At 74.4% G+C, this 13,955-nt stretch carries 14 protein-coding genes and 2 pseudogenes; 5 read left to right on the top strand and 11 right to left on the bottom strand.

Annotated features, from left to right (window positions below; all coding sequences use genetic code 11):
* Positions 1-57: 57 nt before the first annotated feature.
* Positions 58-1,428: a CAP domain-containing protein gene (locus RIM90_RS00730; protein ID WP_309058503.1), complete on the bottom strand. Its 1,371-nt coding sequence runs from the start codon at positions 1,426-1,428 to the stop codon at positions 58-60.
* Positions 1,429-1,679: 251 nt separating this feature from the next.
* Between RIM90_RS00730 and RIM90_RS00725 the strand changes: the two genes are divergently transcribed.
* Positions 1,680-2,552, top strand: a complete 873-nt coding sequence (locus RIM90_RS00725; protein ID WP_309058502.1) for a universal stress protein — start codon at positions 1,680-1,682, stop codon at positions 2,550-2,552.
* Between the two features lie 12 nt (positions 2,553-2,564).
* Here the strand turns inward: RIM90_RS00725 and RIM90_RS00720 are convergent, their stop codons facing one another.
* From RIM90_RS00720 to RIM90_RS00705, 4 genes and pseudogenes are all read right to left on the bottom strand, one after another.
* Complete coding sequence (locus tag RIM90_RS00720; RefSeq protein ID WP_309058501.1) at positions 2,565-3,797, bottom strand: DUF4032 domain-containing protein; 1,233 nt, start codon at positions 3,795-3,797, stop codon at positions 2,565-2,567.
* A 41-nt stretch (positions 3,798-3,838) separates the two neighbouring features.
* The gene (locus RIM90_RS00715) at positions 3,839-4,585 is read right to left on the bottom strand and encodes an MBL fold metallo-hydrolase (protein ID WP_309058592.1); all 747 of its coding nucleotides are present in this window, start codon (positions 4,583-4,585) and stop codon (positions 3,839-3,841) included.
* Positions 4,586-4,635: 50 nt separating this feature from the next.
* Positions 4,636-5,148 carry an acyltransferase family protein gene (locus RIM90_RS00710; protein ID WP_309058591.1) on the bottom strand — a complete coding sequence of 171 codons (513 nt, stop codon included), beginning with the start codon at positions 5,146-5,148 and terminating at the stop codon, positions 4,636-4,638.
* A 66-nt stretch (positions 5,149-5,214) separates the two neighbouring features.
* Positions 5,215-5,491 (bottom strand): annotated as a pseudogene (locus RIM90_RS00705) (acyltransferase); the annotation flags it as partial.
* 207 nt (positions 5,492-5,698) lie between these two features.
* Here RIM90_RS00705 and RIM90_RS00700 point away from each other — a divergent pair.
* Positions 5,699-6,340: a TetR/AcrR family transcriptional regulator gene (locus RIM90_RS00700; protein WP_309058500.1), complete on the top strand. Its 642-nt coding sequence runs from the start codon at positions 5,699-5,701 to the stop codon at positions 6,338-6,340.
* Positions 6,341-6,357: 17 nt separating this feature from the next.
* A complete protein-coding gene (locus RIM90_RS00695) occupies positions 6,358-8,031 on the top strand; it encodes an FAD-binding dehydrogenase (protein ID WP_309058499.1) in 1,674 nt (557 codons plus the stop codon).
* Between the two features lie 86 nt (positions 8,032-8,117).
* Here RIM90_RS00695 and RIM90_RS00690 read toward each other — a convergent pair whose 3' ends face one another.
* Positions 8,118-8,468: a DUF488 family protein gene (locus RIM90_RS00690; RefSeq protein WP_309058498.1), complete on the bottom strand. Its 351-nt coding sequence runs from the start codon at positions 8,466-8,468 to the stop codon at positions 8,118-8,120.
* A gap of 141 nt (positions 8,469-8,609) precedes the next feature.
* Here RIM90_RS00690 and RIM90_RS00685 point away from each other — a divergent pair, with 141 nt between their 5' ends.
* Positions 8,610-9,059: a DUF6098 family protein gene (locus tag RIM90_RS00685; protein WP_309058497.1), complete on the top strand. Its 450-nt coding sequence runs from the start codon at positions 8,610-8,612 to the stop codon at positions 9,057-9,059.
* Between the two features lie 61 nt (positions 9,060-9,120).
* On the opposite strand, the gene RIM90_RS00680 is transcribed toward RIM90_RS00685, so the two are convergent.
* Both RIM90_RS00680 and RIM90_RS00675 read right to left on the bottom strand, forming a co-directional pair.
* Entirely contained in the window at positions 9,121-9,372 is a 252-nt protein-coding gene (locus tag RIM90_RS00680) for a WhiB family transcriptional regulator (protein WP_309058496.1), read from the bottom strand.
* Positions 9,373-9,563: 191 nt separating this feature from the next.
* Complete coding sequence (locus tag RIM90_RS00675; RefSeq protein ID WP_309058495.1) at positions 9,564-10,460, bottom strand: LysR family transcriptional regulator ArgP; 897 nt, start codon at positions 10,458-10,460, stop codon at positions 9,564-9,566.
* A gap of 70 nt (positions 10,461-10,530) precedes the next feature.
* Between RIM90_RS00675 and RIM90_RS00670 the strand changes: the two genes are divergently transcribed.
* A complete protein-coding gene (locus tag RIM90_RS00670) occupies positions 10,531-11,148 on the top strand; it encodes a LysE/ArgO family amino acid transporter (RefSeq protein ID WP_309058494.1) in 618 nt (205 codons plus the stop codon).
* 160 nt (positions 11,149-11,308) lie between these two features.
* Here RIM90_RS00670 and RIM90_RS00665 read toward each other — a convergent pair whose 3' ends face one another.
* The 3 genes and pseudogenes from RIM90_RS00665 to RIM90_RS00655 all read right to left on the bottom strand — a co-directional run bounded on the left by RIM90_RS00665 (position 11,309) and on the right by RIM90_RS00655 (position 13,867).
* Complete coding sequence (locus tag RIM90_RS00665) at positions 11,309-11,764, bottom strand: cyclic nucleotide-binding domain-containing protein (protein WP_309058493.1); 456 nt, start codon at positions 11,762-11,764, stop codon at positions 11,309-11,311.
* Positions 11,765-12,098: 334 nt separating this feature from the next.
* A pseudogene (locus RIM90_RS00660) lies at positions 12,099-13,576 on the bottom strand (aminotransferase class I/II-fold pyridoxal phosphate-dependent enzyme).
* 69 nt (positions 13,577-13,645) lie between these two features.
* Entirely contained in the window at positions 13,646-13,867 is a 222-nt protein-coding gene (locus RIM90_RS00655) for a hypothetical protein (protein WP_309058492.1), read from the bottom strand.
* Positions 13,868-13,955: the final 88 nt, after the last annotated feature.

Below are 13,955 nucleotides of genomic sequence, written 5' to 3'. Positions count from 1 at the left end.
GCCCGGACTCCGTCCCCGCGCCACCACCGGGTGCGGACGGCACCGGACGACCCGGCGTCAGGCACCGAAGAGCTGGGTCCAGTACGTGCCCGCCCGGCCACCGCCCGCGAAGCCCACCCCGACATGGGTGAAGTCCGGTTTGAGGATGTTGGCGCGGTGACCGGGGCTGTTCATCCACCCCCGCACGACCTCGGCGGCCGAACGCTGGCCGCAGGCTATGTTCTCGCCGATCGTCCGTCGCGCGGAGCCCGCCGCCGCGGCCCGGTCCCAGGGTCTGCTGCCGTCGGGCGCGGTGTGGGAGTAGAAGTCGCGGGCCACCATGTCGGCGCTGTGCGCCTGCGCGGCCGCCGCCAGCAGGGGATCGCGGGACAGGGGCGGCAGTCCGGCGCGGGTGCGCTCCCGGTTGGTGAGGCCGATGACCTCGGCGGCGGTCCGGTCCAGGCCGTCCGGGGTGAGCGGACTGGCCCACAGCGCCGTCCAGTAGACGTCACCGGACCCGCCGTCGCAGGCAGATCCCAGGGCGGCGTGGGTGAAGGCCGGGTCGCACACGGTGCGCCGGGCCGCGTCGTGGCGCAGGCAGTGGTCGACGAACCCGGCGACGGCGCGGGGGCCGGAGACCAGGTGCTCGCCGACGGCGAGATACGCGTACCCGGCGGCGACGACCCGCTGGTGGACGGAGACGCCGTCCACGCCCTCGACGCCGAGGCGCCCGGCCCTCGACATCACGTCGGCGTGTTCCCGCGCCGCGTCGGCCAGCCGTGCGTCGTGCGTGACCGGGGGCGAACCGGCGGCGGCCCGGGCCGAGTTCACCAGATCGAGGAATCCGGACGGAGCGGGCGGCACGGCGGCCGGGGGCGGTGGGGCCGCGGGGCGCGGCGGGGCGACGGGTCCGTGAGCGTTCCCCGGCGCCGGGGGACCGGTGGGTGCCGGGCTCGCGGCGACCGGCCCGCCGTCCTCCACGTCCACCCCGAAGTCCCGGGCGAGACCGGCCAGTCCGTCGGCGTACCCCTGGCCCAGGGCGCGCAGTTTCCAGCCCTCGCCGCGCCGGTAGATCTCCGCGAGGAGCAGGACCGCCTCCTGCCCGGGACGGGGCGGGGAGAACCGGGCGAGCAGGCGCCCGCCGGAGTCGCTGACCCGGAGCGCGGGGGAGGGCAGGTCGCTCAGCACGGTGCCGGGCTCGGCGGCGCTGACGGCCACCGTGACCCGGGTGGCGCCGGGGCGCAGCGCCCGCGGGTCCACGGTGAGCGTGTCGCCGCTGAGGCGGGCGCCCGGGGCTGACGGCTGGTTGTAGAACACGAAGTCGCCGTCACCCCCGACCGTGCCGCCGTCGTCGGTGATCAGCGCGGACACGTCGAAGGGCCCGGGCACCCGGACGGTCACGGCACCGCCCGGCAGGGCCAGGTTGCCGCCGGGGACCAACTCGTTCATCGCACCGCCCTGTTGTCGCCGTACCGGACCGGTGGGGGTGTCCGGACAACGATCAGCCGGGTGCGGTGGTTCCCGCCGAGTCCGGTGTGCGCAGCATGGTGCCCCTCACCCGGGCGCTGCCGGAGGCGCGGGCGAGGGCGACGGGGCCGCGCCGGCCGCGTCGACCACCACCCGCTCCCACGCGGGAGTCATGGCGGCGGCGTGGGGAAGACTGGACCGCGCGCAAGGGACACGACACCGGGAGGAACCGCATGACGCGCCCGATCACCGCAGGGATCGACGGAACCGAGGAGAGCCTCGCCGCGCTGGCCTGGGCGGCGCGGGAGGCGGTGCGCCGCGGGCTGCCGCTGCGGGTGGTGCACGCCTGGCGGTTCCAGGCGCACGACGCGGTGGACACGGGGGACGCCGCCACGCAGGAGCGGTGGGTGCGCGAGTCGGTCGACGAGGCGGCCCGCACCGTCGCCGAGCGGCACCCGGAGCTGGCCGTGACGACGGACGCCCTCGAGGGCGACCCCGTCGAGACCCTGGTCGGTGTCGCGGCGGACGCCGAGATGCTGGTGCTCGGCTCGCGCGGGCACGGGCGGCTCGTGGGCTTCCTGGTCGGCTCGGTCGGCCAGCAGGTGATCGTCGAGACCCGGCGGCCGGTGGTGTTCGTCCGGGCCGGGGACCAGCCGTCGAGCGAGGTCGCCGGGCACGAGATCGTCGTCGGCCAGCACGGCGACCCGGAGGACAGCGCCGCCGCGCTCGGCTTCGCCTTCGAGACCGCCGCCCGGCGCGGAGCCACCGTCCGGGCCGTCCGCGCCTGGACCCTGCCGCCGATGTTCGCCTACAGCCCCGCCTCGCTCAAGCTCCTCGACGAGGCCGGGGGACTGGAGCCGTACGAGCAGAAGGCCCTCGCGGCGGCGCTCGCGCCGTGGCGGGAGCGCTACCCGGACGTGCGCGTGGTCGAGCACGTGGAGATGGGCAGCGCCGGCCAGGTGCTGCTGTCGGTGGCCGGCACGGCCCAGCTGATGGTCGTCGGCCGCCGCGACCGCCGCACGGCCGTCGGCGCCCGGATCGGCTCGGTGGCCCACGGGGTGCTGCACCACGCGGACTGCCCGGTGGCCGTGGTGCCGCAGGCCTGACCCGGCCCCGCCTCAGTCGGTCGCGGGCTGCAGCGTCTCCCGGGCCCTCGGCAGGACGTTCCTGATGTAGTCCTCGACCGCCGTGTCCAGACCGATGTCGTGCTGGGCCCGCTCGGAGAGGTACCAGCGGTGCTCCAGGAGCTCGTGGTAGATCTCCGCCGGGTCCATCGCGCCGCGCAGCTCCGGCGGGACGGCACGCACGGTGGGGCGGAACACCTCCCGCACCCAGCGGTGGGCGAGGACTTCCGGACGCGCTCCGAGGGGATCGCCGGGGGCGTAGTCGGACTGGGTGGCCATCCAGCTCTCCAGGTCGTTCAGCAGCCGCCGGGCCTGGTTCTCCTCGGCGTCGAGCCCGGTCAGGCGCAGCAGCTGCCGCTGGTGGTGCCCGGCGTCGACGACCTTGGGCACGAAGGTCACCGTGTCGCCGTTGGAGGCGTGCTCGATCTGCATCTCGGCCACGTCGAAACCGAGGGCGTTCAGGCGGCGGATGCGGCGCTCGATGTAGTGGTACTTGCCCGCCGGGTAGACCGAGGTGCGGGTCAGTTCCTCCCACAGGCCCTGGTAGCGGGCGCAGATCTCGGCGCCGAAGTCGATCGGGTCGACCGACGGGTGCAGCGCCCCGGAGGCCTCCAGGTCCAGCAGCTCGCCGCTGATGTTCACGCGGGCCAGCTCGAGGTCGTACTGGCGCTGGCCGACGCTCAGTTCCGGGTGCAGATCGCCGGTCTCGGCGTCCACGAGATAGGCGGCGTAGGCACCCGCGTCGCGCCGGAACAGCGTGTTGGACAGCGAGCAGTCGCCCCAGGCGAACCCGGCGAGGTGCAGCCGCACCAGCAGCACCGCGAGCGCGTCCATCAGGCGGTGCATGGTCGCCGGCCGCAGCGTCGTCTCGAACATCGACCGGTACGGCATCGAACCGCCGAGGTGCCGGGTGACCAGGACGCTCTCCAGCGGCTCCCCGGTGCGGTCGGTGCGGCCGGTGACCACGGCGAGCGGGTCCACCGCGGGGATGCCGATCCGGTCCAGGTCGCGCAGCAGCTCGTACTCGCGCAGCGCGGGCCGCTGGGCGAGCTCCTTGACCGCGATCACCTCGTCGCCGGCGCGGGCGTAGCGCACCACGTGCCGGGAGATGCCGCGCGGCAGCGGCACCAGGTACTCCTCCGGCCACTCCTCCAGGGGCAGGTGCCACGGCAGTGCCAACAGGAGCGCGGGGTGCTCCGGGTTGGTCGCGTTGATCTGCAGGGCCATGCCTCGAGTGTCCTCGTCTCCCGGGTGATCGTCACCTCACTCTATTGCGCCCGCTCGCGGGCCAGGCGGGCGGCGTCCCGGACGGACCCCTCGTGCGCCGGGCCGTGCCCGGGCAGCAGCAGGTCGCCGTCCAGCGCCGCCAGGGCGTCCAGCGAGGCCACGGCGGCGGCGCGCTCGTGGTGGAACATGTCCGGCAGCAGCTGCGGCCCCCTGATCCGCGAGATGGGGTGACCGCTCACCAGGGCGTCGCCCGACACCACCACCCCGCGGCCGGGAAGGTGGAAGGCGCAGTGCCCGTCGGTGTGGCCGGGCGTGGGCACGGGAACGGGCCGGCCGGGCAGATCGAGCGGGCCCGGCCGCGGGAACGGCTCGGGCGCGGTGACCGCCACGTCGGCCGTCCCGCCGGAGCGCAGCGCGCGCAGCGCCCAGGGCAGCACGCCCGGGCGCCAGGCGCCCAGCAGGACCTGTCCGACGGTCACCTGGTGGAGGAAGTCCCGCCGGACGTGCGGGACTTCGGCCTCGTGGGCGTACACGGGCGTGCCGTACGCGGCCCGCAGGTGTTCGGCGGAGCCCAGGTGGTCGTTGTGGGCGTGGGTGATCAGCACGGCGGCCACCGCCTCCGGTGAACTTCCCACCTGCGTCAGCGAGTCGAGAAGCCGTTCGCGGTCGCCGGGGTAGCCGGTGTCGACCAGCGTGACGGCGTCCCCCTCCGTGAGGATCACCCAGTTGGTGTGGGTGCCGTGCACCAGATAGATGCCGTCCGCCACGTGCCGCACATCCGCCCGCATGGTGGTCCCGCGCTCTCGTCGTCCCGGTCGTCCGGCACCAGGAAAGCAGGTCAGGAGGACGGCGGGAGCGGCGGGACCGGCCTCGACGGCTCCCGGGCGGGCCGGGAGCGGAGCCCGGGCCGCATTCCGGACAGGAAGCGCGTCACCGGGTTCCTGCGCACCCCGTACTCGTACACGAGGAGGATCACCGCCAGCGAGGCGGTCACGATCACCGTGTACTTGACGGCGATCGGCGCCGGCCATCCGACCACCCCGTACGCGAAGGCGACCACCACCGGCTGGTGCAGGACGTACAACGGCAGTGCGGCGAGCGCCAGATACCGCAGGGCCGTGACCCCGCCGCCCCGCTCCGCCCGCGCGCGCCCGGGCCGGTCCAGCAGGCCGAGGACCGCGACCGTCCAGCACCACCCGGCCGCCCCGAACAGCGCCTGGGTGCCCAGCGCCGAGGGGGTCCGGGCCGTGAACGGGTCGCCCCCCGCGACGCATCCGGGCGCGGTCCCGGCGAACAGCACCAGCCCGAGCACGCCGACCGGGACGGCCGCGCGGCGCGTCACCTCCCGGATCCGCTCGTCGTCGGCGAGGGCGAAGCCGTGGAGGAAGAACAGCAGGTACGCCCAGGCGCGGCAGGCGTCCCCGGGCGAACCCCCGGGCCCCGCGGCGGCGGATCGAGTGCCGGGCGCCCAGGCCGGCGACCAGGAAGAGCACGGGCATCGCCCACACCACGCCGAACCCGGCGAGAACGGTGACCGCGTCCGTGGTCCGCGGGTTCTTGACGTAGAAGTCGTCGTCGGGGGAGAACACCAGGGCGGAGTGGAAGAACACCAGCCCGAGGACGACGAGGGCGCGCAACGCGTCCAGCTCCCCGCGCCGGCCGGTACCCGCCGGCCGCTGCGTGTCCGCGCTCATCGTTCCTCCCCTCCCGAAGGTGCGGCCCAGTGTGGGGGAGCGGGACGGGGGAGGACAGGCTTCCGGCACGGTGGGAGACCGGGCCGGCGGGCGGCGGGCAGCAGACCGGTCCGCGCCGCGCGGACGGTGTGACGAGTTCCGTCGCTCCGAGGTCTTTGGATGCACCGGCGCATCGGATACGTTCCCGTATCGAACGAAGGGGCGGACATGGCGGTGGACGGCACGACCGGACGCGTGACCAGGCGCCGTGCCCGCACGCGCGCGAACCTGCTCCGGGCGGCGTTCTCCGTGTTCGCGGCCAAGGGCTTCGGGCACGTCTCGATCGAGGAGGTCTGCGAGGCCGCCGGCTACACCCGGGGCGCCTTCTACTCCAACTTCGCCGGCCTGGACGAGCTGTTCTTCGCCCTGTACGCGGAGCGTGCCGAGCTGATCGCGGAACAGGTCTCCGGTGCCCTGGCCCTGGACGGACCCGACCTCGACGTGCCCGCCGCCGTGGACCGGGTCACCGAGGTGCTGCTGCTCGACCGTGACTGGCTGCTGGTCAAGACGGACTTCCTGGTGCACGCCGCCCGTGACCCGGACGTGGCACGCGGGCTGCTGGAGCACCGGGCGCGGCTGCGGCGGACCATCGCGGACCGGCTGGCCCGGGCCCGCGGCCACACCGAACTGCCCGCCGTCCTGGGCGACGTGGACGGCGCCGCGCACGCCGTGGTCGCCGCGTACGACGGTGTCACCACCCAACTGCTGCTGGACCGGGACGTCGTACGCGCCCGCGCCTGGCTGAAACAACTGCTGACCGCGCTGCTCACCGACGGCGGTGCCGAGCCGGCCGCGCGCGGGCGCGGATGAGGAAGGGACCTCTCACCATGGATGCCGACGTCATCGTCGTCGGAGCGGGCCTCGCGGGCCTGGTCGCGGCTCACGAACTGACCAGCAGGGGCCGCAGGGTCGCCCTGGTCGACCAGGAGAACGCCGCCAACCTCGGCGGCCAGGCCTTCTGGTCCTTCGGCGGGCTGTTCCTCGTCGGCTCCCCGGAGCAGCGGCGCCTGGGCATCAAGGACTCCTTCGACCTGGCCTGGAGCGACTGGCGCGGCAGCGCGGGCTTCGACCGGCTGGACGACGAGGACAGCTGGGGGGTGCGCTGGGCGCGGGCCTACGTCGAGTGGGCGGCGGGGGAGAAGCGGTCCTGGCTGGACGGGCACGGCATCAGGTTCCTGCCCACGGTCGGCTGGGCCGAGCGCGGCGATCTCCGCGCGGACGGGCACGGCAACACCGTGCCCCGCTTCCACATCGCCTGGGGCACCGGAACCGGCGTCGTCGAACCCTTCGTCCGGTACGCCCGGCAGGCCGCGCGCGACGGACTGCTCACCTTCCACCACCGCCACCGGGTCGACGACCTGGTCGTCGAGGACGGCGCCGTCCGCGGGGTGCGCGGCACCGTGCTGGCCGAGGACGACGCACCGCGCGGCGTCGCCTCCGGCCGCGAGGCGGTCGGCGCGTTCGAGCTCACCGCCCAAGCCGTGATCGTCGCCAGCGGCGGCATCGGCGCCGACCACGACACCGTCCGCCGCCACTGGCCCGAGCGGCTCGGCACCCCGCCCCGCGAGATGGTCACGGGCGTCCCGGCCTACGTGGACGGGCGGATGCTCGACATCAGCGCCCGCGCGGGTGTGCGGCTGGTCAACCGGGACCGCATGTGGCACTACACCGAGGGCCTGCGCAACTGGGACCCGATCTGGCCCGGGCACGGCATCCGCATCCTGCCGGGACCGTCCTCGATGTGGTTCGACGCCCTCGGCCGCCGCCTGCCCGAGCCCTGCCTGCCCGGCTACGACACCCTCGGCACGCTGAGGCACCTGCGCACCACCGAGGACATCGCCGGGTACGACCACTCCTGGTTCATCCTCACCCAGAGGATCATCGAGAAGGAGTTCGCGCTGTCGGGCTCCGAGCAGAACCCCGACATCACCGCCAAGGACCGGGCCGGGTTCCTGCGCGAACGGGTCCTGGGCAAGGGCGCCCCCGGACCGGTGGACGCGTTCCTGCGCAACGGTGCGGACTTCGTGACCGCCCCCACCCTGGAACAGCTGGTCGAGAAGATGAACGCGCTCACCGACGAGCCCCTGCTCGACGCGGCCGCCGTCCGGCGCCAGATCGAGGCCCGGGACCTCCAGATGAGCAACGCGTACAGCAAGGACGCCCAGGTGCAGGGCATCCGCAACGCCCGCCGCTACCTCGGCGACCGCCTCGGCCGCGTCGCCACGCCGCACCGCCTCCTCGACCCGGCGGCCGGCCCGCTGATCGGGGTCAAGCTGCACATCCTCACCCGCAAGACCCTCGGCGGCATCCAGACCGACCTCGACTCCCGCGCGCTCGGTGCCGACGGCCGGCCGGTCGAGGGGCTGTACGCGGCCGGCGAGGCCGCGGGCTTCGGCGGTGGCGGCGTCCACGGCTACAACGCACTCGAGGGCACCTTCCTCGGCGGCTGCCTCTTCTCGGGCCGCGCGGCGGGGCGGGCGGCGGCCGGGCAGACGGCGTAGGGCGGACGCCGCGGCGCACGGCACGGCCGGCGGGGTGGACGGGGACCGCCGGCCGTCCGCCGACCGGGCCGGCCGGCGACTCGGGCTCAGCCGTCCAGGAGGCGGGCCAGCACCTCGGCGTGGCTGCGCTCCGGTGTCCTGGACGCGGTCAGCAGCGTCACGGGGCCCTTCCCGGCGAGCTCGCGCACCCGGTCCAGCAGTTCGGCGGCCTCGGGAGCGGCCAGCTCCGCCTCGTAGCGCTCGCGGAACTCCTCGTACGATCCCTCGCCCGCGTGGTACCAGCGGCGCAGCCCGGTCGACGGGGTCAGTCCCTTGGGCCACTCGTCCACCCGCGCCGCGTCCTTCGTCAGACCGCGCGGCCACAGCCGGTCGACCAGGACGCGGACCCCGTCGTCCGGCTCGGGCGGTTCGTGGACACGGCGTAGGCGCACGCTCATGATCGGCCCCTTCCGGTGGTGCCGTGCGAGCGTACTGCGGCGTACCCGGCGGTGCGCGGCCGGACGTCCACGGCCGGAGGGCTGATTTCGTTCCCGCCGGGCGGGTACTACGTCCGCCTGAGGCCCTGGAGGGAGATCACCATGAGCACAGCGGACGATCTGCCGGTCGTCAGGACCCTCGCCGAACTCACCGCCCTGGTCGAGCGGGACCGCGGGCTGTACGTCCGCTGGTCCCGCGGTCCACGGACCGATCTGCCCGCCGTGACGAGCACCGACGACCTCACCGGCGTGGCCATGCCGGGCCTGTCCGCGAACCCGCTCGACGTGGAGCGGTGGTGGCGGGACCGGCCGGTCGAACTGTGGGTGGCCCGCAGGCTGCACGACTACGCGCATCTGCCGCGGGACAAGGGCCCCGGCGTGCGCCCCTGGGTGCTCAAGGGCCGGGAGAACGGCCGCGGCCCCGACAACGAGCCCCTGGTCGCGGACGTCCGCCCGCTGGGCTGGATCGACCCCGCCGTGATCGACGAGGCGAAGACGGAAGTGGCCCGCCAGGAGAATCCCTGGGGGCCACTGCGCCGGACCGGCGGCTGAGGGAAAGCGTCCGCGGCCGGCCACGGAGGATCCCGACGGGCCGGGAGAGCCGGAGGCGGGGTCAGCCGGAAGCACGCCGCGCGGCGGTGCGCCGCTTGAGCGCGTGCCGTTCCGTCTCGCTCGTGCCGCCCCACACTCCGATGGACTGCCCCGTGTCCAGCGCCCACTGGAGGCACTGCTCCCGGACGGGGCAGCGTCGGCACACCGCCTTGGCCTGCTCCGTCTGCAGCAGGGCCGGTCCGGAGGTGCCGATCGGGAAGAAGAGGTCCGGGTCCTCGGTCCTGCAGGCCGCACGGTTTCGCCAGTTGTCCATCGAAAGTCACCTGCGATCGGAGTGGATACGCACCCTTTGGATGCCTTGCTCTTCTTCGGGTCACCTGTCGATACGCGGTGAAACAGCGGAACGGGTGCGACGCGTCACCGTTCGCGCACGCCCCGAAGAGGCCGGAGACCTCCGGCTCGCCGAAGGGTCCGGCCGGTCCGGCCTGACCCGAACGAGAGGGCCTAACCCCGCAGGGCCCGGGCAGCCGCTGCCGTGACCGCGTCGGCCACCGTCGCCAGGGCGGGGGAGTCGAGCTTCCACTGCTGCCAGTACAGGGGGACGTCGACCTCGCGGTCCGGGGCGAAGACCGTGAGGCGGCCGGCGCGCAGGAGCGGGCCGGCCTGGGCCTCGGGAACCATGCCCCAGCCCAGGCCCGCGGCGACGGACTCGGCGAAGCCCTCCGACGTCGGGACGTAGTGGCGCCGCGGGCTCGCCTCGGCGCGTCGGCGGGTGAGCCGGCGGACGAAGCCGTCCTGGAAGTCGTCCCGCCGGTCGAAGACCACCACGGGCGCCTGCGGCAGCACGTCCCGCAGCGGACCGGCGAGATGCCGTGCGGCGAACTCCGGGTTCGCCACGGGGAGGTAGCGCATCCGCCCCAGGTGCCGCACGGAGCAGCCCGGCACCGCGTCCGGCGACGAGGTCACCGCGGCCATCACCGTCCCCTCCCGCAGCAGGGCCGCCGTGTGGGCCTCGTCCTCCCGGCGCAGTTCGAAGCAGAGCCGCGCCTCGGGCGGCACGCGGGTCAGGGCCCCGAGGAACCAGGTCGCCAGGGAGTCCGCGTTCACCGCCACCGACACCCGGGTCGGCTCCCCGGCCCCGCTCAGCCCCAGCTCGGCGTACGCGTCCCGCTCCAGCCGGGCCACCTGGCGGGCCAGCCGCACCAGCACCTCGCCCGACTCGGTCGGCCGCACCGGTCTGGTGCGCAGCAGCAGCACCCGTCCCGTGCGCTGCTCCAGCGCCTTCACCCGCTGACTCACCGCCGAGGGCGTCACGTGGAGCGCGGCGGCCGCCGCGTCGAACGTCCCCTCGTCCACCACCGCGAGCAGGGTCCGCACCTGGTCCAGGGGAAGATCCGTCATCACGAAGGCTAAGGGTACGTAAGAATCCTTAGCTGTACTGCACGGTGGTGCCGCCCGTAGCGTCCTCGTCATGACCAGCACCCTGACCACCGCCGCCGCCGGTTTCGGCACCGGCCTCTCCCTCATCGTCGCCATCGGAGCCCAGAACGCCTTCGTCCTGCGCCAGGGCATCCGCCGCGACGCCGTGCTCGCCGTCGTCGGCATCTGCGCGCTGTCCGACGCGGCGCTCATCGCCCTGGGCGTCGGCGGGATCGGCGCGGTGGTCGTGGCGTGGCCCGGTGCGCTGACGGCGGTCGGCTGGATCGGCGGCGCGTTCCTGCTCGGCTACGGCGCCCTGGCCGCCCGCCGGGCCGTCCGGCCGGGCGGGACCGGACTGGAGACGGAGGGCGAGTCCGCGCGGTCGCGCCGCCGGGCCGTGCTCACCTGCCTCGCGCTGACCTGGCTCAATCCGCACGTCTACCTCGACACGGTGTTCCTGCTGGGCTCGGTCGCCGCCGACCACGGCCCGCTGCGCTGGACCTTCGGCCTCGGCGCGGCGCTGGCCAGCGTCTGCTGGTTCGCCGCGCTCGGGTTCGGCGCCCGCCTGCTGAGCCGCTTCCTGGCCCGGCCGGCCGCCTGGCGCGTCCTGGACGCCCTGGTCGCCACCACCATGATCGTCCTCGGTGTCACCCTCGTCGCCGGGAGCTGAGCCGGCCCGGACCCCGGGGACGGGGAAACCGGGAACACCCGGCGCTGCGACACCGAATCCCGGACGGCCGCGGCCGGCGGCGGGGTCCTGGCCGTCGTCGTGATGCCGGCCCCGGCCGCCGCGGTGCCGGTGCCGCGCCGCCACCGGGTGCGAGGCCGGTCTACAGCGCGCTCCGCCGGTGCATCGTGTACTGCTCCATCAGCTGACCCCGGGTCATCTCCAGCCGGTGGGCGAGGATCTCGGCGACCCCGCGCACCAGCGTCAGCCCGAGCCGCGGATCCTCCTCGCACAGCCGGAGCACGGCCGCCGCGTCGAACTCGTAGGAGCGCACCGGGCTGAAGGCCACGGCGCCGAAGTCCCACTGGTGGGGCGGGAACAGCCAGGACCAGCCCAGCAGGTCGCCCGCGCCGAGGCCGGCCACCGTCATCCGGTGCAGGACGTTCACCTGCTGGTCCAGGGAGACCGCGCCGGAGCGGATGACCCAGAAGCGGTCGGCGGTGCCTCCCGCCTCGAAGATCCGGGCGTCCTCGGGGAACGACACCTCCCGGGCGAGCGTCATCAGGCGCTGCCGCTGCGGGGGAGGGAGGACGGTCAGGAGTTTGATCGCTTTGGTCATGGGGCGGGGCTCCTCGCCGGGCGTCGGTTCCGGTGCTTTCCCTACGCCCATTTCAGCCGCTGGCGCCGCACGGGGCACCTCGGCGGACGAAAGTTCCGCCGCCGGGCCCGGACCGGCCGTCCCGCAGGCCTCCGGCCCGCGCGCGTACCGGAGCCGGGGCATGAAAAAGCCCTGGCTGGACGGGGGAAACCAGCCAGGGCCGTAAGCGGTGGCGCACGGAGGACCGGACGTCGACTCCGTCACCACGTATGGATGAACGATAAACCATCTCCGGGGGTGCCACGGAACCGGGACCGGCCCGGGTGAGCCGTTTCACTCCGGCGTCCTTCCGGTGTCACTCCGCGCGCTCGTCGACGACCCGGATCGTCTCCAGTCCGGGGTCCGTCGGGTCCGGCAGGTTCATCCCGCCGGCCAGCCCGGTGCGCAGATAGCGCAGCACCGGTTCGGTGAGCCGCTCGCCCGGCAGACGGCCGGGATCCCGGGCGGGTACGGTGTGATCATCTCCGCCGCGACCCGCCCGGCGGCCTCGCTCACCGGCACGTCCTCGGCCGGACCGAAGAACGCGTCCCGCGGCAGCAGGGCCTGCTCCATCCGCAGCCCGTCGGGGGACGGCACCTCCACCCGCGGCGCCTCGGGCAGATCCCGCGCGGCACGCGCGAGGTCCCGCAGCGCCGAGAGCAGTTCGCCGGTCGTCTCCCGGTCGTCGCCGAGGGTGATCTGCGTCCCGATGCGGCGGTGGTCGACGAGATGCGCGTCGACGCCCCGGTGCTCGCGCAGCCAGTCCGCCGCCTGGTACCCCGTGATCCCGAGGCCGTCGAGCTCGATGACGCCGGGCAGCGGGTCGAAGTCGTCCGCGAGGCCGGGGCCGCAGAAGTCGTCGCGGTCGTCGACGTGCATTCCGTCGATCTCCTCGACGGCGGCCCGGACGTCGGCCGCGAGATCGAGCGTGGCGCCCAGCAGTTCCTTGCCGTGCAGCGCCATCTGCCGCCGCCAGCCGTCCAGCCCCGCGTGGATCAGCACCGACGGGCTGGTGGTGTCCAGCAGGTCCGCACGCATCCCCAGCAGCGCCGGCGTCACCAGGTCGCCCCGCAGGTGGAAGACGGAACCCTGCTCCAGACCGCTGCCCATCTTGTGGATGCTGGTCACGCAGATGTCGGCACCCGCGTCCATCGCCCAGGACGGCAGATCGGGGTGGAAGGGCAGGTGCGCGCCCCACGCCTCGTCCACGATCAGCGGACGCGACCGCCGGTGGCACACCTCGGCGATCGCCCGCAGATCCGCGCAGGCACCGTACGGTGTCGGACTGGTGACCAGCGCGCCGCGCGCCTCCGGGTGGGCGTCGAAGGCCCGGTCGAACTCCTCGGCCGACGGCGGATGTGCGAGGTGCCGCTCCGCGTCCCAGCGCGGTTCCACCCACACGGGCTCGATCCCGGACAGGATCAGCCCCGCCACCACCGACTTGTGGGCGTCCCGCCCGATCAGCAGCTTCTCGTGCGGACCCGCGACCGAGAGCATCGCCGCCTTGACCGACAGCGAACTGCCGCAGGTGCTGAAGAAGGTGTGGTCCGCGTGCACCGCGTCGGCCATCAGCTCCTGGGCCCGCTCCAGCACCTGGCCCCGGGTGAGCCGGTCGTCCAGACCGCCCGAGGCCAGCACGTCCCCCAGGAACACGGCGTCCCCGAGCACCGCGCGCACCGCGGGATCGGCGCCGCGGGCCTGCTTGTGCCCCGGCGGCGAGAATCCCAGCCGCCCCTTGCGGTGATAGTCCTCCAGAGCTTCCAGAACCGGCGCCCGGCTGTGATCGACAATCATGCGTCCCGGGTGCCCGGCGCCGCCCGCGCCAATCGGCCCGGCCCCGGCGCCCCCCGCGCGGCCGCCCGGTCAGTCCTGTGCCGGGTGCCTGCCCGGCGTCAGGATCTCGTCCAGCACCCGCAGCACGACCTCGTAGGCCGTCCTGCGCACGTCGGCGTCGCGCGCCGTGCCCGGATCCGTCGGTCCGGCCTCGTCACCCCTGGCCCGCCAGGCCCGCTCCTCCCGCACCGCGTAGGCCCGTGCCCGCTGGATGCGCCGCATCAGTTCGTCGGAGTCCACCACATCGGTCATGTACTCCGCGTACCCCCGTGCGCCATTCGGATGGCAGACATCCGGGAAACAACCGGGAGGTTTGCCCGTACCGGGACAGGTGAGCCGA

It is taken from the genome of Streptomyces sp. (assembly GCF_031181555.1).
Taxonomy (GTDB): domain Bacteria; phylum Actinomycetota; class Actinomycetes; order Streptomycetales; family Streptomycetaceae; genus Streptomyces; species Streptomyces fimbriatus.
The sequence above is the reverse complement of the archived record's forward strand: the minus strand, read 5'-3'. Positions and strand labels throughout refer to the sequence as shown.

Coding starts and splice junctions, on each gene's coding strand:
- RIM90_RS00715 (WP_309058592.1), bottom strand. CDS start 4,585: ATGCGGGCGGATGTGCGGCACGTGGCGGACGGCATCTATCTGGTGCAC.
- RIM90_RS00725 (WP_309058502.1), top strand. CDS start 1,680: ATGACGCGCCCGATCACCGCAGGGATCGACGGAACCGAGGAGAGCCTC.
- RIM90_RS00700 (WP_309058500.1), top strand. CDS start 5,699: ATGGCGGTGGACGGCACGACCGGACGCGTGACCAGGCGCCGTGCCCGC.
- RIM90_RS00685 (WP_309058497.1), top strand. CDS start 8,610: ATGAGCACAGCGGACGATCTGCCGGTCGTCAGGACCCTCGCCGAACTC.
- RIM90_RS00655 (WP_309058492.1), bottom strand. CDS start 13,867: ATGACCGATGTGGTGGACTCCGACGAACTGATGCGGCGCATCCAGCGG.
- RIM90_RS00675 (WP_309058495.1), bottom strand. CDS start 10,460: ATGACGGATCTTCCCCTGGACCAGGTGCGGACCCTGCTCGCGGTGGTG.
- RIM90_RS00695 (WP_309058499.1), top strand. CDS start 6,358: ATGGATGCCGACGTCATCGTCGTCGGAGCGGGCCTCGCGGGCCTGGTC.
- RIM90_RS00670 (WP_309058494.1), top strand. CDS start 10,531: ATGACCAGCACCCTGACCACCGCCGCCGCCGGTTTCGGCACCGGCCTC.
- RIM90_RS00665 (WP_309058493.1), bottom strand. CDS start 11,764: ATGACCAAAGCGATCAAACTCCTGACCGTCCTCCCTCCCCCGCAGCGG.
- RIM90_RS00730 (WP_309058503.1), bottom strand. CDS start 1,428: ATGAACGAGTTGGTCCCCGGCGGCAACCTGGCCCTGCCGGGCGGTGCC.
- RIM90_RS00680 (WP_309058496.1), bottom strand. CDS start 9,372: ATGGACAACTGGCGAAACCGTGCGGCCTGCAGGACCGAGGACCCGGAC.
- RIM90_RS00720 (WP_309058501.1), bottom strand. CDS start 3,797: ATGGCCCTGCAGATCAACGCGACCAACCCGGAGCACCCCGCGCTCCTG.
- RIM90_RS00690 (WP_309058498.1), bottom strand. CDS start 8,468: ATGAGCGTGCGCCTACGCCGTGTCCACGAACCGCCCGAGCCGGACGAC.